This is a genomic window from Sinobaca qinghaiensis, assembly GCF_003610495.1.
Taxonomy (GTDB): domain Bacteria; phylum Bacillota; class Bacilli; order Bacillales; family Marinococcaceae; genus Sinobaca; species Sinobaca qinghaiensis.
In genome coordinates this window covers 45,688-66,432 of the sequence record NZ_RAPK01000011.1, presented here as the reverse complement: position 1 = coordinate 66,432, position 20,745 = coordinate 45,688, and the positions used below count along the sequence as shown (strand labels likewise).

Genomic DNA, 20,745 nt, shown 5'->3' with positions numbered 1-20,745 from the left:
TTTAGCATGTAGTTAAAGTAAATCAACAGACTGCAGGTACTCTTCTGCTACATCATACGGATCTTCGTCATCATACTCGACTTTGTAGTTCATTTCCTGCATTTCCTCGTCGGTAATCATACCGCCAAGACGATTCAGGGGCTCTTCTAGTTCCGGATACTCTTCAAGCGTTTCCTGCTTCATCAGAGGGGCTCCCTGATACGGCGGAAACAGATTTTCGTCGTCTTCCATCAGCGCAAGGTCGTATTCAATAATGTCCGCGCTAGTGGAGAAGGCGTCAATAAAGTCCACCTGCTCCGTCGTTAAGGCACGGGTGCGCAGACCTGAGTCCATCGTTTCTACGTTTTCAAAAGAAAATCCATAGATGTCCTGTAATCCTATATACCCGTCTTCCCGGTCGGCAAACTCAAAAGTAAACCCGGCCGTCAGCTGATCCCGGTATGTCTCCATATCAGAGATCGTTTCAATGCCCAGCTCTTCCGCTGTTTCCCCGCGGACGGCAAGCGCATAGGTATTGTTAAATGCCATCGGCTCGAGATAAGCGAGGTCGTACTCTTCCATCAATCCCGTACGCGCCTGCTCATACACTTCTTCTTCGGTCGTGCCGGGCTCCGGGGTTTGATTTAAAAGCGTAGTTAACGCCGTGCCTGTAAATTCCAGGTACACATCCACATCATCGGACTGAAGGGCATTAAACGCAATATCGGTGCTGCCCATCCCAGTGCGAACGTCCACCATAAGATCAGTCTCTTCCTCAATCAGATGCTTGTACATGTTGGCAATTATTTCCGGTTCAGCGGTAATCTTGCCGCCGATGGTGATCTGCGGCTGCTGGGCAAAAGAAAATAATGGTGCCAGGGCGATCGCCACGGACAGGCCCAGTACGGCAAGGATCGGAGCCAGCGTTTTGCCCTGGGAGCGTTTTTCTGTCATCCGCAGGATAAAATCAAAAAACAGCGCCAGCAGGGCGGCAGGAAGAGCCCCCAGCAGAATGTAGGCATTGTTCGCCCGGTCAATCCCGGTCATAATAAAGTCGCCCAGACCGCCGGCGCTGATAAGGGCGGCCAGCGTAGCCGTACCTACAATCAGCACCATCGAGGTGCGGACACCGGCCATAATAATCGGCATCGCCATCGGCAGCTCAATTTTGCGAAGCTTCCGGAACGAAGACATCCCCATCCCGACAGCCGCTTCCTGAATCGAAGGATCCACTCCCTGGATGCCGGTATATGTATTCCGCAGAATGGGAAGCAGGGCGTAGGCGGTGAGTGCTACGACCGCGGGAAGCGTACCGATTTGATTTAAAAGCAGGATCATAAACCCGAGCAGCGCAAGACTTGGTATTGTCTGCAGTACCGCTGCCACGCCGATGATCGGTTCAGCCAGCTTTTGCTTCCGGGTAAGAATAATGCCAAGCGGAACGGCAATTAGTACGGCAAACAATAGTGCAACGACCGACATATGCACGTGCTGCCACATCACCTGCCAGAATTCGCCCTGGCGGGTGGAAAATAGTTCCCACAACTCCTGCAGCGTCGCCATTATACCAGCTCCCCTTCCTGCTCCAGCTGGGATTTTTTCATAAACTGTACAATATCTTTGTAGCTGAGTACCCCTTCAATGCGGCTCCCGGTTAACACAGGGAGGGCTTCAAGTTCGGTATTGTCAAATGACTTCAGCGCGTGTTTCAGCGTATCCTCCGGATGAATGGCAGGATCGTTGGAGACAATGCCCTCCTCGGCCTGGCGGCCTACATAGGTGCGGTCATCTTTAAAAATATAAAGAGGCGCCGGATACAGCGGGTAGTCACTGATATCCTGGGTGCTTGCCAGCAGATGGCTGTTAGGGTTCATCACTTCTTTTACGCGCGTGTCCCATGGGTCCCGGCGGTCACCGATAAAGTTTTTCACGAAGTCATCGGCCGGCTCATTGACGAGCTCCTCCCGGGTTCCCACCTGGACAATGCCGCCGTCCTTCATCAGGCAGATCCGGTCGCCGATAGCCATCGCTTCATCGATATCGTGCGTTACAAAAACGATGGTTTTTTTAATATCGGCCTGCAGCTGGCGGATGTCCTTTTGCAGCTGTTCCCGGCTGATCGGATCAAGGGCGCTGAACGGCTCATCCATTAAAATAATGTCCGGATTGCCGGCAAGCGCCCGGATAACACCGATCCGCTGCTGCTGGCCGCCTGAAAGCTCAGAGGGGCGGCGGTTCCTGTAGGTATCCGGATCCAGCCCCACCATATTCAAAAGCTCATCGACCCGCTCCTCTACAGCGGCTTTTTTCCATTTGCGCATTTCCGGCACAACGGCGATGTTTTCAGCAATCGTCATTGTCGGGAACAGAGCAATCTGCTGAAGGACGTAGCCGATATTCCAGCGGAGCTCCTGGCGGTTCCATTCGGTAATGTTTTTATCCTCGATTGTAATGCGGCCGGATGTAGGTTCAATCAGGCGGTTGATCATTTTCAACGTGGTCGTTTTCCCGCAGCCGCTGGGGCCGATCAAAACGAAAAATTCCCCTTTGTTAATCGTCAGATTGAAGTTCTCCACGGCAGTTGACTGGTCGGCAAATTGTTTTGTAATGTCGTGAAAAGATATCATGTCGTCAAGCCCTTTCTTGGTCATAGTCGCCTGTTGCCGTGCATACAGGGTAAGGAAAGCTGACCTAATCATATTTCATCTCCCAGTCCTTTACAAATAAAAAGGTACAACAAAAAAACCGGAGGGCATGGTGCGGGCCCCCCGGTTTTGTATTCTATTCTATATCACCGCGCCGCCGTCTACATTCAGAACGGCTCCTGTAATAAACGACGCTTCATCTGATGCGAGAAAAGCGTAGGCATTGGCAATGTCTTCTGGTCTGCCAAGCGTGCCGAGCACCGCTTTTTCTTTCATCATAGTTAATGCTTTTTCCGGCATCTTTTCTGTCATCGGTGACAATATAAAACCCGGAGCTACGGAATTTACTCTGATTTTATACCGGCCGAGTTCCTTTGCCCACGTTTTGGTCATGCCATTAATCCCAAATTTGGAAGCCGCGTAGTTGGTCTGCCCGAAATTCCCGTAAACACCAACAACGGAGGACGCATTGAGGATGACGCCGGACTGCTGCTCTTTCATCAAAGCGGCCGCCTTTTGGGTCATTAGAAAAACGCCTTTTAAATTAACGTTTATCACCTTGTCCCAGTCTTCTTCCTCCATTTTTAACAGCTGGGAATCCGCTGTAATGCCGGCGTTATTGATCAGAATATCCACGCGGGTAAAAGTCCGGACACTTTCCGCTAATACATGATCTATATCCTGTTTGCTCGTAATATCTGCTTTAATGCCGAGTATTCGTTCCTGTTGCTCTCCCGCTTCGTTAACCACATGATCAAGGTCGTCCTGATTCACGTCAACAACGACAACGTTGGCGCCTTCTTCGAGGAATTTTCCGGCAGTCGCCGCGCCAATGCCGCGCCCGCCTCCTGTAATAACGGCTGTTTTTCCTTCTAGTCGTTTCATATTATCCTGATCCTTTCTTTTCTGTGTATTAGACAAGACCGATGCTTGCAAGAATAATGGCTACCACGGTGGCAAGGATAGGAATTGCCACTGCAACGACAAAGATGTCTTTGTAGGAATCCCGATGCGTCATGCCGGTTACAGCTAACAAGGTTAATATAGCTCCGTTATGCGGAAGTGCGTCCAGTCCGCCCGAAGACAGCGAAGCGACGCGGTGAAAGGCTTCCGGACTGATGCCGGTTTCAAGCGCCAGCTGGTAATACTGTTCACCCAGTGCTTCAAGCGCGATACCCATCCCGCCTGACGCAGAGCCGGTGGCCCCTGCGAGAATATTGACGGCAATTGCTTCGGAAATGAGCGGGCTTCCGCGCACGCCGAGAAGCAGCTCGGTTAACCGGTCAAAGCCGGGCACGTTCTGCACCACGGTACCAAACCCAACGGCCGCGCTTGTGTTAATAATCGCAAGAACAGAGCCGGAAGCGCCGGCGTTCATAGCTTTTATATATCCTTTCCATTTGTCGAGATTAAGCAGAAGAATAAGCACAATGCCGGAAATAAGCGACACTACAATGTCCCAGCCGAATATATTTAACGTCACAAGTACGACTAAAAGCGGTAGAATGGACAATAAAAACAGCGGGGTTTTCCCATTATCTTCTACTATTTTTTTGTCTTTGGGCTCCGTGAATACTTCTCCCTGGGCGGTAAGCTTTTTTTCGCGCCAGCGCAGGTACAAGTACCCGCCGACACCCATAACTGCCGCCGCTGCGAGGCCCATTATAGGAGCCGCCATCGCGGTCGTTTCAAACGAAGCAATCGGTATCAGGTTCTGAATCTGCGGAGTCCCGGGAAGAGCAGTCATCGTAAACGTAATGGCTCCTAATGCAATGGTCGGTGGAATCAGCTTTCTCGTGATATTGGCTTCTCTGAATAAAGCAAGCGACAGCGGGTAGACGGCAAACACGACAACAAACAGGCTGACGCCGCCGTATGTCAGGATAGCGGCAGAAACCACTACGCTCAGTATGGCGCGTTTCGTACCGATAAAGCGGCTGAGGGCCATCGCCACCGAACGGGCCATGCCCGTGTCTTCCATCAGTTTTCCAAATATGGCTCCAAGCAGAAAGACCGGAAACCACTGCTCGGCAAATCCGACAAATCCGCTCATATACGTATCGGTATAGGCATCAAGCAGATTCAGTCCTCCAAACACGGCTACGACGCCGGCGGCAATCGGTGCCACCCAGATAATTGACCAGCCCATGTAAGCCAGTACCATCAACACAACCAATCCCAGTATTATTCCAAACATGCTTTTTCCTCCTTTTATTGAACCACGGGATTATCCTGCGGCTCGGCGATTCCCATGACGGCTTCCGAAAACAGCCGGACATCCATCGTCCGAAGCGGCTCCGCCATCAGCGGGATGAAATCCATGTGTGCGAGTATATCCTTTTCCAGGTCAATGCCCGGAGCTGTTTCTGTCAGCAGAAGACCTTCCGGACGCAGTTCAAACACGGCCCGCTCGGTAATGTAAAATACCTCCTGTTTTACTTCACTGGCATAGTCGCCGCTGAAGGTGACGTGTTCCACCTGTTTTACAAACTTAGGAAATGTTCCTTCCTGTTCTATCGTAAGCTTTCCATTCTCTACCCGGGTTTTCAGGCCGCCTGCGGTAAATGTTCCGCAGAATACTACTTTTTTGGCATTCTGGGAGATGTTAATAAACCCGCCGGCACCGGCTATTTTCGGGCCGAATTTACTGACGTTGACGTTTCCGGACGCATCGAGCTGGGCCAGTCCGAGAAATGCCACATCCAGGCCGCCGCCGTCATAAAAATCAAATTGATACGGCTGGTCAATAATAACGTCTGGGTTGGTGGAGGCCCCGAAGCTTTTCCCACCGGCCGGTATGCCGCCGATCGGTCCGGATTCAAGCGTCAGGCGGAGATCTCGTCCGACTCCCTCTTCGTTGGCTACCATTGCCACGCCCTCCGGCATGCCGATGCCCAGGTTTGTAATAGCATGCGGCACCAGCTCCATCACCGAACGTCTCGCAATCACTTTTCGTTCGGTCAGCGGCAGTCGTGCCAGAGAATGCACCGACGTACGAATCTCTCCGCTGTAGGCCGGATTGTACTGCTCGCCGTTTGTCTGCATGTGATCCTCGAGGGGAGCTTCAACGATCGCATCTACGTATATTCCGGGGATTTTAGTAAGCCTTGTCTGCAGCGTCCGGGCTTCCACCACTTTTTCCACCTGCAGAATAACGATACCGCCTGAATTTTTGGCTGCCTGGGCAATCGAAAGCACCTCGAGCGTTGCCGCTTCCTTTTCCATGGAAGCATTGCCATTTTCATCGGCATACGTTGCCCGGATTAATGCCACATGAATAGGAAACGTTTTATAAAATAAGTAGTCGGTTCCATTGACCGGAAACAGTTCCACATGGTCTTCGGTGCTTTTTGTATTCAGCTTGCCGCCGTCGAGCCTTGGATCCACGAATGTTTTCAAACCGACATGGGTCAGCAGGCCCGGCTTTTTAGCTGCAATATCCCGGAACAAATGAGTAATGACTCCCTGAGGAAGGTTATAGGCTTCGATTTTGTTTTCTATGGCAAGCTTTGCCAGTTTGGGGGCAAGTCCCCAGTGGCCGCCGATTACTTTTTTGATCAGACGTTCATGGCCGAGATTGTTCAGCCCTTTGTCTGCGCCGTCACCCTGGCCGGCTGCATACACCAGCGTCAAATCGATCGGCTGTTGTTCCTGTTCAAACCGCCGGCCGAGTGCTTTCGTTAATGCTTCCGGATGGCCGTTGCCGACAAACCCCCCGGTCGCCACCGTCGCACCGTTTGGGATCATTCCTACGGCCTCTTCTACGCTCATTACTTTTGACATGATGAATATCCTCCTTGTGTATTCGCTTACATTATACAATTGCAAGATACATGCCAACATTTACATCTGCACGAAAAAAAAGATAATCCGGCTGGATTATCTTCGTTCTGCCTTTAAAGTGATACAATCATGTCCTTGCAGGGGAGAATCATGTCATTTAAGAATATTGTTTTTTTGATTTTTTGAAGCTGGTATCGGCTCATTAAGCAAAATGTGTCCGATATCCCGCACAAAATGAAAGCGTAGTCATTATAAGTGTGCGTAAATAAGGACAGTTGTTTATTTTCTAACGAAGTGTGTACGTATTTCCGGACGATCACCGTCTTCCAGCCGTTTCCACTTGTCGTAAAAAGCGGTCCGGCTGATGCCAAGCAGCTTGGCTGCATAGCTTTTGTTGCCGCTGGCGTATCGCAGGGCCCCGGCCAGCGCCTCTTTTTCTGCAAGCTGCACCGTTTCCTGAAGAGTGCGTATAGGAGCGGCCGTTCTGCCCTGAAGCAGTTTGTTCGGCAGGTGTGCTGGTGTGATCGTCTCATTTACCGGCGCCATATTAACTGCCCGCTCCAGCACATTTTCCAGTTCGCGGACGTTTCCCGGCCAGCTATACTCAAGCAGCAGCCGGTCGGCCTGTTCGGACAGGCCTTGCACCGGTTTACCCATCAGCTCGGTAATCCGTTTAAGCGCCGCTTCCACCAGAAGGAGAATATCGGATTTCCGCTCCCGCAGCGGTGGTATCGTAATAGGCATCACATTCAGCCGGTAGTAAAGATCAAGCCGGAATTCGTTATGCTCCACCATCGTTTCCAGGTCCCGGTTGGTCGCAGCAACAACGCGGATATCAACGGGCGTGGAGCGGATGTCTCCGACCTTTTCTACTTCCTTTTCCTGGAGAACCCGCAGAAATTTCACCTGCATATGAAGCGGAAGCTCCCCGATTTCATCAAGAAAAATCGTGCCGTGCTGTGCGGCCTCAAATTTTCCTTTTTTGCCGCCTTTCCGGGCTCCGGTAAAAGAGCCTTCCACGTAGCCGAACAGCTCTGATTCGAGCAGCTCCGGAGGAATAGCCGCGCAGTTTACTTTGACAAAAGGACCGGCAGCACGAGAGCTTGCTCCATGCACCGCATGGGCAAACAGCTCTTTACCCGTACCGCTCTCCCCGAGCAGCAGCACATTGGAATCGCCCTGGGCGGCCTGGTGCGCCATCTGCTTTGTCTGTACCATCGCCTCATGGGTGCCGATAATATCATCGAGCTGGTAGCGGGACGTATTCTGTTCCTGCCATTCTCCTTTGTAGTGCTTCCATTCCTTCTCCATCTGCTGGATGCGCGTCTGCAGTCCTTTCACGCCGGTAATATTTTTAAAAAGGACTTTGCCGAGCGCTCCGGTGATTTCACCATTTTTTATAATTGGTACACGGGTAGCAACCATATAGCCCGTTTTTAATTTTTGAAAATCGGCGATTTCCGGCTTGCCGGTTTTGGCGACAATGTGCATCCTTGTGTTTTCAATCACTTCCGTGCAGTGCCGGCCGATCATTTCTTCAGGGTTAACGCCGAGAAACTCCCCGTATTCTTTGCTCAGCATCGTCACATAACCCTCTTTGTCCACGGTAATAATGCCATCGTATAAATATTCGTAGATCATTTCCAGAAGCTCCGCCCGCTCTTCTCCTGCACTGTTGGCCGCTTCGGCCCGCATCGCGTAATAGAAGACAAGCCCATCTTCCTCGGCAGACCGCTGTTTTTCCACCGTATACGTTTTATCTGCGGCCGACACATGTATAGACAGCCTCGCTGCTTCAGACGTCTGCACGCGGCTCCACTCTTCCTGTGTAAACAGCGGCGGCTCTCCGTCATTGGTAAATAACACCGTGCCTTCCCTGTCGGTAATCCAGATCTGGAGCGGCGCCATCGCGAGCATCGTCTGCAGTCGTTTGTTTTCTTTTATGAGCGGAGCAAGAGGAACCAGCCCCGCGAAAACGGCTCCCTCATAACAGGCAATTCGCCCCCCTGCTTCACAGGAAGGAATATACAGCCCCGAAGCTTCCGGCTCGACCCAGCTGCGGATCGGCTCCTCCGGGGAAATGCCCTGGATGACCGTGTCGAACAATGTATTTTGATGAAGCAGGCCGATAAACTGCTGCTGCTCATTAAGCACCGGAAGCTCTGCTGTCCCGTGCTCTTTGAATAAAAAAGCCGCTTCTTTGATAGTTGTTGTTTCCTGAAGTGTACAGGCGAATGTCTGCAGATCAATCGGTCGGTTCATTAGTCTGTCCCCCTGTGTGTATACATTAAAAACCTGTCCGGTATGTTTTTAGTATACCAAACAGGCAGGGAGAATCGTTATCTTTCTACAATGATCGCAGTGCCCTGGCCGCCGCCAATGCAGAGCGCCGCCAGCCCTCTTTTCACGTCCCGGCGCTTCATCTCGTACAAAAGCGAAGTGAGAACCCGGGCGCCGGAAGCGCCAATAGGATGGCCAAGCGCAATGGCCCCTCCGTTTACATTAATTTTATCGGCATCAATCTGCAGATCCTGGGCAACCGCAAGCGACTGGGAAGCGAACGCTTCGTTTGCTTCTACCAGGTCAATGTCATCCATCGTCAGGCCGGCCCGTTCAAGCGCCTGGCGGGAAGCCGGTACCGGACCATATCCCATAACAGCCGGATCAAGTGCGGCATTGCCGTACGATACAATCGTAGCCAACGGGGTTAATCCAAGAGCCTGCGCTCTGTCCTTTGACATCACCACGAGCGCCGCCGCCCCGTCATTTAATCCGGATGCATTACCTGCCGTCACGGTGCCGTCTTTTTTAAACGCCGGCCGCAGTTTTTCCAGCTTTTCCATCGTCATATCTTTTTTGGGATGTTCATCCACGGTAACGGTAACCGCTTCTCCCTTTCGCTGCGGTACCTCCACCGGTACAATTTCTTCTTCAAAATAGCCGTTATCAATCGCCGCCGCTGCCCGCTGCTGGCTGCGCAGGGCAAATTCATCCTGCTCTCTTCTGCTGAACGACCAGCGCTCCGCAATATTTTCAGCGGTAATGCCCATATGAATGGGTTCAAACGCATCGATCAGGCCGTCCTGAAGCATCGTGTCCACCATCTCCGCGCTCCCCATCCTTGTACCCCAGCGTGCTTTAGGCATTACATAGGGAGCGTTGCTCATGGACTCGGCGCCGCCGGCAAGCACTACTTCCGCATCTCCGGCTCTAATAAACTGGGCGGCCATGCTGACGCTTCTAAGGCCCGATCCGCATACTTTATTAATCGTCATCGCCGGTACGGTATAAGGAAGCCCGGCATGAACAGCAATCTGGCGGGCAACGTTCTGGCCCAGTCCGGCGGACAGGACATTTCCGAGTACAGCTTCTTCAATCGCTTCCGGCGGGAGGCCGGCCCGTCTTACCGCTTCCTTTACCGCGGTTTTTCCCAGATCCACAGCAGATACATGCTGAAACGCCCCTCCAAAACTACCGATCGGTGTTCTGGCTGCGCTTACAATAACAGCTTCTTTCATTCTTATCGACTCCTTTTTAGAATAGAGAAAAAGAGAAGTGCTTTTTTCTTCTCTTTTCTCTTTATACTATGCAATTTGTATGCCAGATCAGCTGAACTGATACAGGTCTTTATATTTTTCTGATAAATACTGCAGTAAATAATCCGGATTAATGTCTTCCCCGGTGGCTTCTTTTATTAACTCAATCGGTGTTCTGCTGCGGCCGTATTGATGAATATTCTTTGTCATCCACTCGCGGATCGGCTTCAGGTCTCCTTTTTCAACAAGCTCGTCAAATGCCGGCAGATCCTTATCCATCGCTGCTTTTAACTGCGCGGCATAAATATAGCCGAGCGCATAAGAGGGGAAGTAGCCGAATGCCCCAAACGCCCAGTGGACATCCTGAAGAACGCCTTTAGCATTGGACGGAGGGATGACGCCTAAATACTCCTGCATTTTTTCATTCCATACCCTGGGAAGATCTTTTACTTTCAGGCTGCCCTCAATCAGCTGCTTTTCCATTTCATAGCGGAGAATAATGTGCAGGCAGTACGTCAGCTCATCTGCTTCAATCCGGATCAACGACGGTTTGGCTTCATTGATGGCCCGGTAGAAATCATGCAGCGATACCCCGGTAAACTGGTCCGGTGCATAGGTCTGAAGCAGCTCGTAATTTTTCTCCCAGAATTTCGGATGCCTGCCGACAAAGTTTTCCCAGAACAGGGACTGGGATTCGTGAATACCCATCGAGGCGCCGTCGCTTAAAATCGTTCCGGCCAGTTCCTCCCCAATGTTCTGTTCGTACAACGCATGCCCGCCTTCGTGAATCGTGCCGAATACCGCTGTACGGAAATCGGATTCGTCGTATTTAGTCGTTACGCGGACGTCGTTTGGATTCAGGCCGATCGCAAAGGGATGGACCGTTTCATCGAGGCGGCCGGCTTCAAAGTCGTACGTCATCTGTTTTAATACGTCGAGGCTGAACGCCCGCTGCTTGTCTTTTGGAAACGTGGAAAATAGAAAATCAGTCTCTGGTTTTTTATCAGAAGACGTAACGCCTTCCACGAGTGGAATCAATCCTTCCCGCACCTTGGCGAAAATGGCATCCAGTTTTTCCACCGTCATTCCCGGCTCGTAGTCTTCGAGCAGGGCGTTGTATGGATGAGACTCATAGCCCCAGTGTTCGGCAAAGCGCCGGCTGAAATCTACAATTTTCTCCAGGTACGGGGCAAACATGGCGAAGTCATCCGCCTCTTTTGCTTCTTCCCAGACGTTCTCCGATTTCGCTGTTAGAATGCTGTATTCCTGAAACTCGTCTTCCGGTATTTTCGTCATACGGTCGTATTCTTTTTTCAGCTCCGCGGCGGCCTGTTTGGACGTGGCGGATACATCTGTCCCCTGGTGGCCGAGTACCGCGTGTAAATATTTCGCCGTTTCATCGGACGTTTTAATTTTAAACAGCTCAGTAGCCATTGTGCCTGAAACGTCGGCCCGTTCGTCCATGCCTTTTTTGGGAGCGCCTGTACGCGAATCCCAGTTTAACAGGCTGATTGCCTGTTCGTACGAACTTATTTTCTTTAAATGACTGCGGAATGCCTGTTCTAAATCCGAATTAAGTGTGGTCATTGTTTCATCCTCCTATATAAGTACTTCGTTACTGGAAATACTTTCTTTATCAGTATAAACAATGCGGCAGGAGTTTTGAAAGATTTTTCTATTCGTGATATAAAGAGGGGGCGAAGGAAAGGCGGGATAACATGCACGTATCCATCAGCGAAGCAGCGGCTCTGCATTATCAAAAGGAAATGGGGATGCAGCCAGGGGATTACCTGAGGCTGTTTGTCCGGGTCGGCGGCGTCGGATCGGGCGGTTTTTCGATCGGTGTAAGCAGGGAAACACCGGAAGATACTGCTTATATCTTGGAAAAAAGCGGCATTCAGTTTTTTGTGAATACTCAGGATCAGTGGTATATCGACGGCATGGATATCACTTATGACGAAACGATCGACTACCTGAACTTTTCAAATCCACGGATGGAAGACACCGCTCATCCGGAATAAATAGAAAGCCGGCCATAGCGGCCGGCTTTTTTTATCCTTCAATCGAAGAAAACGAATGGGTAATATCCCGCGCTGTATTTTCTACAACGACGGCAGTCCCTTCCAGTTTCCAGTCATGAACTATTAGTTCTTCTATGCCTTCCGGGCGGTCCGGACGGCTCAGGCGCTGACGGTCCAGGCGGATCCTCCCGGTTTGCCCGGCAAGCGCCGCCGCATCTTCTTCGCGCAGCTGAATGACTTCCTTTTTATCATCAGACACGTTGGCCTCGTGGACATTTCCAACACTGTGCCATTCTCCATTTTTTTCAATGGAAATATTCCAAAGCTTCGGCTGTTCCATTCTCTGCCCCTCCTTTGCTGTCTAGTAAATGATATTCCCTATAGCCGGCAGGGCGAAACAAAACGCCCCTTGTTCCGTTATTGGAATAAGGAGCGCTTTGCAGTATTAACTGCGGCGCGGCGGACGCTCTCCCCAGTACTGGTAGTAATCGGTGCGAATGTTGCCATTGTAGAGCTTTCGTTTTTTGGTGGCTTTCGCCCCGTACGTATTTTCAAATTTCTCATCGGACGTAATAATATAAACCGACCAGGTAGAGAGCGGCTTCCAAATTTTGCCCAGGTTCCGGTACAGCTCTTTTACTTCCTCTTTTTCGCCGACGCGTTCGCCGTAAGGAGGGTTTGTAATAATCGAGCCGTATTCTTTAGGTGTTGTAAAGTCGACGGCCTGCATCTGCTTGTAGTGAATCGCATCCTGCAGTCCGGCTTCTTCGGTGTTTTCGACAGCCAGGTCCACCATACGGTGGTCGATATCACTGCCCGTAATATCAAGCGGCCGGTCGTAGTCCGCTTTATCATCAGCTTCTTCGCGGGCCTGATCCCACCACTCTTGTTTTAAAATGCCCCAGTCCTCCGAGTCAAAAAAGCGGTTGATACCGGGAGCAATGTTCCGGCCGATAAGGGCCGCTTCAATCGGAATCGTGCCGGAGCCGCAGAAAGGATCCACAAGCGGATAATCCGGTTTCCAGTGGCTGAGCTTAATCATTGCTGCGGCCAGCGTTTCCTTTAACGGAGCGGCACTGTGCAGCGACCGGTAGCCGCGCTTATGAAGACCCACGCCTGTTGTATCCAATGTGATCGAAACTTCGTCTTTCAGGATAGCGACTTCGACTTTGTATAAAAAGCCGTCTTCAAAAAACCATTCTTTTTTGTACCGCTGCTTTAACCGCTCCACGATTGCCTTTTTTACAATCGCCTGACAGTCGGGCACGCTGTATAAAGTGGATTTGACCGAGCGCCCGGTAACGGGAAACGATGCATTTTCCGGAAGAATATCTTCCCAGGGCAGGGCTTTTGTTTTTTCAAACAAGTCATCAAACGTACGCGCCTGAAACAAGCCGATACGCAGTTTGATCCGGTCGGAGGTGCGCAGCCACATGTTCAGGCGCGGAATCGCCGAAAGCGGGGCTTCGATAATGACCTTTCCGTTTTCAATTTGGGTATTCGCATAGCCGAGATCCTTTACTTCTTTGGCCACGATCGCTTCAAGGCCCATCGTGGATGTGGCAATAATGGTTACGTTCTGTTCCATATTTATCTCTCCTGTAGCCTGCACGGCTGCTTTTTCAAACCAGATGTTGTGTATAATACCTATTATATACATAGAAAAAACCCCTGAAAACAGGGGTTTTTATATGCTGAAAGCATTCATGTAAGCCATGTTCTGTTCCTTCGTGCTAAAACGGCTCTTAACCTCGCACTCCGGCGGCAATCATCTATCTGCAGACGAATCTGCCCTTTCTTTCCGTTTGGTTCCTTCAGAAAGGCGCCCCTACCTTATTTTGGGTTTCTCGCTCGAGGGGTTTACCCCGTTCCACTTTTTCCGTTTCCGGAAAAACTACGTCACTGTGGCACATTAAGGATACCGTAACCATATCTTGACGACGTAGGTTACTTCTCCGCCGTCATCCCTTAAAAGAGATGCCCTGACTTATGCATTCGTCAGGCACGAACACTACAGCCATCCCAGGCTGTGCGAGCATGGACTTTCCTCTGCACTCATCGAAGAGTACAGCGATTGCCTAGAATGCTTTCAGCATGATCTAAGACCATGTGCAATTATATCCGTTCTTGTGCATTTACGCAACTATGCATAATGCTTTCTTTTTTCTTCAAGCACGGCCTGCTTGGAAAGCTGGTCTGCGGCTTTATTTTTGGACGAAGGAATCCACTTAATAAAATACAGGGGATGCTCCTCCAAAATGAGCAGGCTTTCCTGCAGCAGGGAAGCAAACACCGGGTTTTTTACGTAGCGTTTGGCCACGGCGTCATCAACTACCTGCGAATCCGTACAGATGACCGCAGATTCCCAGCCCTGCTCCACGCAGTAAACGAGCGCGAGGCGCAGGGCCATAAATTCCGCCTCATGATTCGTCCGGATACCAAGCGGGACAGCCAGGCTTTCCGCTCCTCCGCCTCCCGGCTTAATATGAATGCCGGCACCCGAATACCCCGGGCTGCCGGCACTTGCTCCATCGATATATATAGTATTCATTGGTATTTCTTAACGGGAGTTCTCGTCATACAGCTTTTTGCCGAATACTTCTTTTTCCAGGTTGGACAGACGGCGGAGGATGTCGTAGTTGGTGCTGCCGGCTGCAGAGGAGCTTTCTGTCTCTTCGGAATGCTCGCGCCGGGATTCTCTGGACGACGTAATTGGAGCAGCTGATGCAGTGGAGCCGTTGCTCGATTCCTCGAGATCTCTGATGCGGTTTTCAAACGTTTCATAATCCTGGATTACCAGGTCCAGAAACTGATCCACTTCGTCTTTATTGTATCCTTTAACGCTGCTTTTAAAGTCTTTGTCTAAAATCTCTTTTGCGCTTAATCTTGTATTTTCCATTAAAGATCACCTCATGTCATAATATTCTGTATCACAAATGATTGTATCATATCATACGTCTGCCTATACCCTGGATCTTGATTTTTCATGCACCGGTTTAGAGCCACTGCTCTTCTTCCACTACGTCCTGAATGTCCTGGGGAGTGACCCAGATAATTTCATAGCCGTCATGCTCCTGCCTCGTCTCCGCGGGAGCTAGGTAAAATTTCGGTGTTCCCGTCATGTCCTCGTCATACAGAAGCAGAAGCCCCTCGGTATGTCCGATAATAAAATCATTTTTGGCACGGAGCTGGCCCGGGTTCGTATATTTCGCATTTGAAATGGGCTTTACAAAGTCCGCCTGCTTTAACAGTTCCGCATAAGCCAGCTGCGCCGGCTCCGGCCAGATTTTTTCCTGTTCCAGAAAAGGCGGCAGCACGGCCAGCTTTAAATCCTCCCACTCTTCTTTCATTTGAATAACGAGTTCACCCGCCCACAGCTCTACGCCGGGCTGGCCGGAAATAATGACCCACTCCAGCCCGTTATCGAGAAGGCTCAGGAGGCGTCGTTCGAGCGCTTTTTTTATAAATTTGATTTCTTTGGCGTCCGGCTTAAAAATACCGAGTTCATGCGGTTTGTATCCTGTTACGGCAACGGTCTTCATGTTACTTTCCTCCCTGGCCGAGCTTTAGTTCCAGCCGGCTCATCCGTTTATCCAGATCGGTTCTCTGTTTGTCGGACAGCTTATCCTCCGGCAGTGCCGCGGCCTGCTGAACGAGCTTTAGGGCTCTGCTTCGGTCTTTTATCTGATGTTCATAGTATTTGGCAAGCTCAACGGCTGCTGAGACGGCGAGGTTCTGCTGGGCACTCCAGACGAGCAGCCACTTTTCTTCGGCTTCTTCCAGCTGCTTTTCTTTTCTCAGGAGATCCGCCTCGGCGAGCAGGCATTTTTCCTGCCATTCTTCTCCGGTCAGCTCTTCAGCACCGCTTTTGCGGTAGCACCAGAGCGCCTTTCCCGTTTCCCCCTGCTGCTCGAACCAGCGCCCAATTTCGTACGATTCCCGGCCCGAAGGCGCTTCTTCCAGTACGCGCTGGGACAGCTCAATGTAGAGCGTAATCAGCGACAGCACGTCCCATTCATTGTGCTGCATAATGCCTTTTATAAATCCAGGATTCGGATCATTTAAAAAATCAAAATACAGCATCGGAGCCATATAGCCCGGCGTATCATCGACCCGTTTAAATTGCAGCACGTCATGTTCCACAATCGACAGTTTGCAGGACTCCAGCGAATATTTAAACAAACGCCTCGAGGCGTGAAGCAGGTCAAAATGGCCAAACTGGGGCAGATTCGGCACTTCGCGGCGCAGAAGCGTATGACGCGTGCGCAGCTGCGGCCAGTCAAACGACTTGCCGTTGTAGGTGACCAGGTGCTTCATCGAAGGCACGTCGGAAAGAAAATGATGATAGAATGCCACTTCCGCTTCCGGCCCCGGCAGAAAATACTGTGTCACCGTCACATGGTTCTCTCTAAAGCGGGCATCGCCTAAAAGAAAAATCATGTTGCCGGTACCTCCGCTCAAGCCCGTGGTTTCGGTGTCAAAAAAAAGCAGATCTTCCGGCCGGCGTCCTTCCGGATGAAGCGGGTGTACTTCTTCTGTCTCCGACCAGCGTGCAAACACCGGAAAGATATCATTCAGGCGGTGCCGGCCATGCTGGTAATCAAGCGGATAGTCAATTTCGCGCTTCATAATATACTGATCTTCAAAATAAAGCGGAAATCCCTGCACCTGCTCCCACTCTTTCTGATAAGGCACTCCGGAAGCGGGCTGGGCCGCGGCCGGTTTGTCTGTGGTCTCCTGTTTATCCGGAAGCGACAGATGGTTTTTCATCCGCTGCAGCTTATGTTTCATCGGCCGGCACCTCCGGCTTTGCTGCTTTTTCCAGCTCGGCAATAAAGCGGAGCGTCAGCCATTTGGTCTCTTCCATGCCGGTATCAAGGCCGACGCAGGAAGGACACCCGGACGTGCAGGGGCACCCTTGTATCAGCTGACGGCATTCTTTAATCAGGCGGGGGAGCTGCTTATATAAACTCGAAGCAAGTCCCGTTCCGCCGGGATAGCGGTCATAGATAAAAATCGTCGGTTTTTCGGAATGAGTTGCCTTCATCTGCGGTACAACGTGAAGATCACTCTGGTCGCACATAACGTGAACCGGCGCGACATGGCGGATAATCTGCGCAAGTCCTGTAAGTGCCTGTTCAAGAGGATCTTTTCCAAACTGTTCGAGCACGTGATCCGGGAAACTCAGCCAGCAGGCGTTCGTGTGCAGCTCTTCTTCGGGAAGGTAAATTGGTCCCGACCCGATGTTTTCAAAGCTGCCCAGCTTAATCTTTTTGAATATCGTGGCTTTGGCATGGACCATTACGTCCCCATAGGCCGCTTCGTAAAAATCAAACACGGATGATTCGTCTTCTTCGAGCACTTTCAGCTCTACAGCAAGGTTGGCATCCGTGTAGTAATCAACGCGTACTTCTTCGACAAACGCTTTTTTCTCTTCCCAGTCGAGTTTCTCCACCTGATATTGAATCCCCTGATGGAGGTAGACCGCCTCATCGTGCAGAAGAGTCATCGCGCTGAACCGGTCCATTTCGCCAATTACTTTGGACTGCGAAGGTACCGTCTGGTCAATGATAACGACATTTTCCTGGGAGGCCGAACGAAGACTGATGCCGTGGGCCGGAAACGAGTCGCTCATCCAGTACCATTTATTCACACGGTGGTGAAGCACCTGTTCTTCAGCCAGGTATTCCAGCACATCAGCAATATCAAGTCCGTCAAACGTCTCCCCTTCTTTAAACGGCAGCTCAAAGGCGGCGCATTTTAAATGGTCCACTAAAATAATCAAATTTTCCGGATGGATCCGGGCAGTTTCCGGATTCTGGTCAAATAAATACTCCGGATGCTGCATCATGTACTGATCGAGCGGTGCCGAGCTTGCGACAAGCAGAATTAACGACTCCTCCTGCCGGCGTCCTGCACGTCCGGCCTGCTGCCAGGCGCTGGCAATGCTGCCGGGATAGCCTGTCATAATGCAGACCTGGAGCTGGCCGATATCGATGCCTAGTTCGAGCGCATTGGTACTGACCACCCCCATTACCTCGCCGGTGCGAAGCCCCCGCTCGATGGCCCGGCGCTCATTGGGCAGGTAACCGCCGCGGTAGCCCTGTATGCTTTTCATCCCAAGCTCTTTTCGGACAAGCGTCTGCAGCTGGCTGAGAATCACCTCCACCCGGGTCCGGCTTCTGGCAAATATAATCGTCTGTATGTTTTCTTTTAAAAAGCGGGAGGCCCAGCGGTTCACTTCGGACGTCGCGCCTTTGCGGATATTCATTGATTCGTTCACAATCGGCGGGTTATAAAACACAAAATGTTTTCTCCCGGTCGGCGCCCCGTTATTATTAATCAGCGCCGTTTCTTTACCTGTCAGCGTCTCGGCCAGCTCTTTAGGGTTGGCGATCGTGGCGGACGTGCTGATAAATACAGGATCGCTTCCGTAGTAGGCGGCGATCCGTTTCAGGCGGCGCAGGACATTCGCAACGTGGCTGCCGAACACTCCCCGGTACGTATGGAGCTCATCTACGACGATATATTTAAGATTTTCAAACAAGGCCACCCACTTCGTATGATGAGGCAGAATCGCCGAGTGCAGCATGTCGGGGTTGGTCATGACTACGTGGCCGGCCTTGCGGATCGCCTGTCTGATTGAAGGGGAGGTATCCCCATCGTACGTAAAGCTTTTGATCGGCTCCCCGAGTTCATCGATAAAAGCATTGATTTCATGCATTTGATCCTGGGCGAGCGCTTTGGTCGGAAATAAATACAGCGCCCGGCTTTCTTTGTCGTCTAAAATAGACTGCAGTACGGGAAGGTTATAGCAGAGCGTTTTTCCGGATGCCGTTGGAGTAACGGCCACAAAACTCTGCTTCTGGCCGTAGGCTTTCTCAAAGGCGGAAGCCTGGTGCGTGTATAAAGAGTCGACTCCCCTTCTGGTCAGCGTCTCCCGGATACGGGCATCCAGCTCATCCGGGAAGGCAGCGGTTTTAGCAGGCGTTTCCTCAACGGTGTGCCAATGTTCTATTTGATCGCTTCCTTCTTCTTTAATAAGAGAAATCAGCTCGGATAATGTTTGTTTTTTCATGTATCGTTCACCTCTATGTTTCTATTGTAGCGAATATACGTTTGTTTTTCCATTCGATGGGGTTTCCCCTGTCCTAACACAGCACAAAAAAGCCGGAATCCCCTGGACTCCGGCTTTTGTTTTTATTTAGTTAATCAGCGGCGGCCGTGGTATTCATTAATCATCTGCAGTACGGACTGTTCCTCATTCGTTGGGATAAAACGGTTTTCGCCTTCTTTTTTCGTTTCGTTTTTCATATGGAACGCCTCCTGTTTTTTGTTATAGTGTAATTAGAAGTATAGGTTATTGTTATAATACAGTCAAGTGTTTTATAGGATTTATTTCTGAAAATTCATTTATTTTACTGCTGTGCCGATTTAGCCATAAAAAAACCTCCCTTTCGTCAGAAGGAAGGTTTTTGGAATTTGATTGTGCCTGTATCAGCAGAAAGTATCTTTTGGTTTAGGCACAGACAAACCAAACAGAGGACGGAGAAAAAGCGCTAAAAATGTACCGGCAAGCGCCATGACGCCCCAGATGTATCCGTGGGCGCTGAAAGAGGCAATGCCACCGAAATACGCGCCGATATTACAGCCGAAAGCAAGGCGGGCTCCGTATCCCATCAACAGGCCGCCAATAACTGACGCGGCCGCGTTACCGGCTTTGATTTTTGTAAAAGAAAACAAACCGCCGGCAGCAGAAGCAAGAAACGCTCCCAGAATCACCCCAAAGTTTAATATGGTGGTGGAGTCTGCAAATATCGAGCCGTGAAGAGTTGCCAGGTCTCCTGCCCAATAGCTCCAGCTTTCTACGTCAAATCCCATCGCGTAGGCGGCTTTAGATCCCCATAAAGTAAAAGCTGATGTGACACCCCACGGGGCATCACGTGTGGCAAGCGTTAATGCATTAAGAACGGCTAGAATGACGGCTGCCGCAAACAGCGGCCAGGAACCGCGGAAAATCCGGCGCCATCCTTTTTCTGACGGCACGGCTGCCATTTTCGGCGGCCGGCGTTTTTTTTCAATAATAATCGTAATCGCTGCCACCGCTGCGAAGATTCCGAGCGATACAAGCCATGCCCCGCTGTAGCCAAGGCCGGTAGAAGTAGCCAGGGAAAAAGGTTCAGCGGACGGCATGTCTTCCATCCAAAAATTAAAATGAGCGGCACCAATGGTAGAACCAACAACAAAAAACAGCAGCGTAATAAACATAACCGAACGGCCCCCGCCGACGGCATAAAGCGTTCCGGATGCACAGCCCCCACCGAGCTGCATGCCGATTCCAAACATAAAGGCGCCTACAAGAAGGCTCACGCCAACCGGGGACACATATCCTTGTGGCGTTCCTCCAAAAAAGGAAAAGCTGAGTGCCAGAATCGGCGCAAACAGCGTGACGGCCACCGCAAGCATGAGCATATGGGCGCGAAGCGACTGGCCGTTACCTACACTTGCAAGCCTGCGGAAAGCGGAGGTAAATCCAAACCTCGCATGAAACAACGTATAGCCAAGCAGAAGTCCAATCACGAGAAGAATCGGCTGCACGATGTCCTGTGTTATCAAAAGAAACACAAAAAGCACCGCCGCCGCGATCAGTCCTCCTATAATTAAGCCGGTCTGCGGCTTGTTTAACGTAGAAGATTTCTTTTCAGCCGACTCCTGCTGTGAGACCGGCTGTACAATAGTAGACATATACTTCACCCCTTAATCCTATCTTATAAGTCAGAA

The 20,745-nt window shown here is 50.9% G+C and carries 17 protein-coding genes and 1 other RNA gene; 1 reads left to right on the top strand and 17 read right to left on the bottom strand.

What is annotated here, in order from left to right:
* Positions 1 to 12 precede the first annotated feature (12 nt).
* The 8 genes from ATL39_RS14305 to ATL39_RS14270 form a co-directional block, all read right to left on the bottom strand.
* Entirely contained in the window at positions 13 to 1,542 is a 1,530-nt protein-coding gene (locus tag ATL39_RS14305; protein ID WP_120194051.1) for an ABC transporter permease/substrate-binding protein, read from the bottom strand.
* Complete coding sequence (locus ATL39_RS14300; protein WP_120194330.1) at positions 1,542 to 2,606, bottom strand: ABC transporter ATP-binding protein; 1,065 nt, start codon at positions 2,604 to 2,606, stop codon at positions 1,542 to 1,544. The genes ATL39_RS14305 and ATL39_RS14300 overlap by 1 nt, the downstream gene beginning before the upstream one ends.
* A gap of 159 nt (positions 2,607 to 2,765) precedes the next feature.
* Positions 2,766 to 3,509, bottom strand: coding sequence for a 3-oxoacyl-ACP reductase FabG (fabG, locus tag ATL39_RS14295; protein ID WP_120194050.1), 744 nt, complete (start codon positions 3,507 to 3,509; stop codon positions 2,766 to 2,768).
* Positions 3,510 to 3,537: 28 nt separating this feature from the next.
* On the bottom strand, positions 3,538 to 4,821 hold the full coding sequence (locus ATL39_RS14290) for a GntP family permease (RefSeq protein ID WP_120194049.1): 1,284 nt from the start codon (positions 4,819 to 4,821) through the stop codon (positions 3,538 to 3,540).
* A 14-nt stretch (positions 4,822 to 4,835) separates the two neighbouring features.
* On the bottom strand, positions 4,836 to 6,407 hold the full coding sequence (locus tag ATL39_RS14285) for an acyl CoA:acetate/3-ketoacid CoA transferase (protein WP_120194048.1): 1,572 nt from the start codon (positions 6,405 to 6,407) through the stop codon (positions 4,836 to 4,838).
* Between the two features lie 279 nt (positions 6,408 to 6,686).
* Entirely contained in the window at positions 6,687 to 8,669 is a 1,983-nt protein-coding gene (locus ATL39_RS14280) for a sigma 54-interacting transcriptional regulator (RefSeq protein ID WP_245961002.1), read from the bottom strand.
* 77 nt (positions 8,670 to 8,746) lie between these two features.
* A complete protein-coding gene (locus ATL39_RS14275) occupies positions 8,747 to 9,925 on the bottom strand; it encodes an acetyl-CoA C-acetyltransferase (RefSeq protein WP_120194047.1) in 1,179 nt (392 codons plus the stop codon).
* An 87-nt stretch (positions 9,926 to 10,012) separates the two neighbouring features.
* Positions 10,013 to 11,530: a carboxypeptidase M32 gene (locus tag ATL39_RS14270; RefSeq protein ID WP_120194046.1), complete on the bottom strand. Its 1,518-nt coding sequence runs from the start codon at positions 11,528 to 11,530 to the stop codon at positions 10,013 to 10,015.
* Between the two features lie 131 nt (positions 11,531 to 11,661).
* On the opposite strand from ATL39_RS14270, the gene ATL39_RS14265 reads away from it, so the two are divergent.
* Positions 11,662 to 11,964: an iron-sulfur cluster biosynthesis family protein gene (locus ATL39_RS14265; RefSeq protein WP_120194045.1), complete on the top strand. Its 303-nt coding sequence runs from the start codon at positions 11,662 to 11,664 to the stop codon at positions 11,962 to 11,964.
* A 31-nt stretch (positions 11,965 to 11,995) separates the two neighbouring features.
* Here ATL39_RS14265 and ATL39_RS14260 read toward each other — a convergent pair whose 3' ends face one another.
* From ATL39_RS14260 to ATL39_RS14220, 9 genes are all read right to left on the bottom strand, one after another.
* The gene (locus tag ATL39_RS14260) at positions 11,996 to 12,304 is read right to left on the bottom strand and encodes a hypothetical protein (RefSeq protein WP_120194044.1); all 309 of its coding nucleotides are present in this window, start codon (positions 12,302 to 12,304) and stop codon (positions 11,996 to 11,998) included.
* A 105-nt stretch (positions 12,305 to 12,409) separates the two neighbouring features.
* A complete protein-coding gene (locus ATL39_RS14255; protein ID WP_120194328.1) occupies positions 12,410 to 13,552 on the bottom strand; it encodes a THUMP domain-containing class I SAM-dependent RNA methyltransferase in 1,143 nt (380 codons plus the stop codon).
* 116 nt (positions 13,553 to 13,668) lie between these two features.
* An RNA gene (gene rnpB / locus ATL39_RS14250) (RNase P RNA component class B) lies at positions 13,669 to 14,050 on the bottom strand.
* A gap of 57 nt (positions 14,051 to 14,107) precedes the next feature.
* Positions 14,108 to 14,515: a reverse transcriptase-like protein gene (locus ATL39_RS14245; RefSeq protein ID WP_120194043.1), complete on the bottom strand. Its 408-nt coding sequence runs from the start codon at positions 14,513 to 14,515 to the stop codon at positions 14,108 to 14,110.
* 9 nt (positions 14,516 to 14,524) lie between these two features.
* Positions 14,525 to 14,863: a cell division regulator GpsB gene (gene gpsB / locus ATL39_RS14240; protein ID WP_120194042.1), complete on the bottom strand. Its 339-nt coding sequence runs from the start codon at positions 14,861 to 14,863 to the stop codon at positions 14,525 to 14,527.
* A gap of 97 nt (positions 14,864 to 14,960) precedes the next feature.
* The gene (locus ATL39_RS14235; protein WP_120194041.1) at positions 14,961 to 15,506 is read right to left on the bottom strand and encodes an SLOG family protein; all 546 of its coding nucleotides are present in this window, start codon (positions 15,504 to 15,506) and stop codon (positions 14,961 to 14,963) included.
* A gap of 1 nt (position 15,507) precedes the next feature.
* Positions 15,508 to 16,755: a ribonuclease H-like domain-containing protein gene (locus tag ATL39_RS14230; RefSeq protein WP_120194040.1), complete on the bottom strand. Its 1,248-nt coding sequence runs from the start codon at positions 16,753 to 16,755 to the stop codon at positions 15,508 to 15,510.
* The gene (locus ATL39_RS14225; protein WP_120194039.1) at positions 16,745 to 19,042 is read right to left on the bottom strand and encodes a DEAD/DEAH box helicase; all 2,298 of its coding nucleotides are present in this window, start codon (positions 19,040 to 19,042) and stop codon (positions 16,745 to 16,747) included. The genes ATL39_RS14230 and ATL39_RS14225 overlap by 11 nt, the downstream gene beginning before the upstream one ends.
* A gap of 419 nt (positions 19,043 to 19,461) precedes the next feature.
* Positions 19,462 to 20,709, bottom strand: coding sequence for a YeeE/YedE family protein (locus ATL39_RS14220; RefSeq protein ID WP_120194038.1), 1,248 nt, complete (start codon positions 20,707 to 20,709; stop codon positions 19,462 to 19,464).
* Positions 20,710 to 20,745 lie beyond the last annotated feature (36 nt).

Bases quoted from the DNA above. Each gene is read 5' to 3' on its own strand.
- ATL39_RS14305 (WP_120194051.1), bottom strand. From the start codon at position 1,542: ATGGCGACGCTGCAGGAGTTGTGGGAACTATTTTCCACCCGCCAGGGC.
- ATL39_RS14245 (WP_120194043.1), bottom strand. From the start codon at position 14,515: ATGAATACTATATATATCGATGGAGCAAGTGCCGGCAGCCCGGGGTAT.
- ATL39_RS14220 (WP_120194038.1), bottom strand. From the start codon at position 20,709: ATGTCTACTATTGTACAGCCGGTCTCACAGCAGGAGTCGGCTGAAAAG.
- ATL39_RS14235 (WP_120194041.1), bottom strand. From the start codon at position 15,506: ATGAAGACCGTTGCCGTAACAGGATACAAACCGCATGAACTCGGTATT.
- ATL39_RS14270 (WP_120194046.1), bottom strand. From the start codon at position 11,530: ATGACCACACTTAATTCGGATTTAGAACAGGCATTCCGCAGTCATTTA.
- ATL39_RS14275 (WP_120194047.1), bottom strand. From the start codon at position 9,925: ATGAAAGAAGCTGTTATTGTAAGCGCAGCCAGAACACCGATCGGTAGT.
- ATL39_RS14265 (WP_120194045.1), top strand. From the start codon at position 11,662: ATGCACGTATCCATCAGCGAAGCAGCGGCTCTGCATTATCAAAAGGAA.
- gpsB (WP_120194042.1), bottom strand. From the start codon at position 14,863: ATGGAAAATACAAGATTAAGCGCAAAAGAGATTTTAGACAAAGACTTT.
- ATL39_RS14285 (WP_120194048.1), bottom strand. From the start codon at position 6,407: ATGTCAAAAGTAATGAGCGTAGAAGAGGCCGTAGGAATGATCCCAAAC.
- ATL39_RS14300 (WP_120194330.1), bottom strand. From the start codon at position 2,606: ATGATATCTTTTCACGACATTACAAAACAATTTGCCGACCAGTCAACT.
- ATL39_RS14230 (WP_120194040.1), bottom strand. From the start codon at position 16,755: ATGAAACATAAGCTGCAGCGGATGAAAAACCATCTGTCGCTTCCGGAT.
- fabG (WP_120194050.1), bottom strand. From the start codon at position 3,509: ATGAAACGACTAGAAGGAAAAACAGCCGTTATTACAGGAGGCGGGCGC.
- ATL39_RS14280 (WP_245961002.1), bottom strand. From the start codon at position 8,669: ATGAACCGACCGATTGATCTGCAGACATTCGCCTGTACACTTCAGGAA.
- ATL39_RS14225 (WP_120194039.1), bottom strand. From the start codon at position 19,042: ATGAAAAAACAAACATTATCCGAGCTGATTTCTCTTATTAAAGAAGAA.
- ATL39_RS14290 (WP_120194049.1), bottom strand. From the start codon at position 4,821: ATGTTTGGAATAATACTGGGATTGGTTGTGTTGATGGTACTGGCTTAC.
- ATL39_RS14260 (WP_120194044.1), bottom strand. From the start codon at position 12,304: ATGGAACAGCCGAAGCTTTGGAATATTTCCATTGAAAAAAATGGAGAA.
- ATL39_RS14255 (WP_120194328.1), bottom strand. From the start codon at position 13,552: ATGGAACAGAACGTAACCATTATTGCCACATCCACGATGGGCCTTGAA.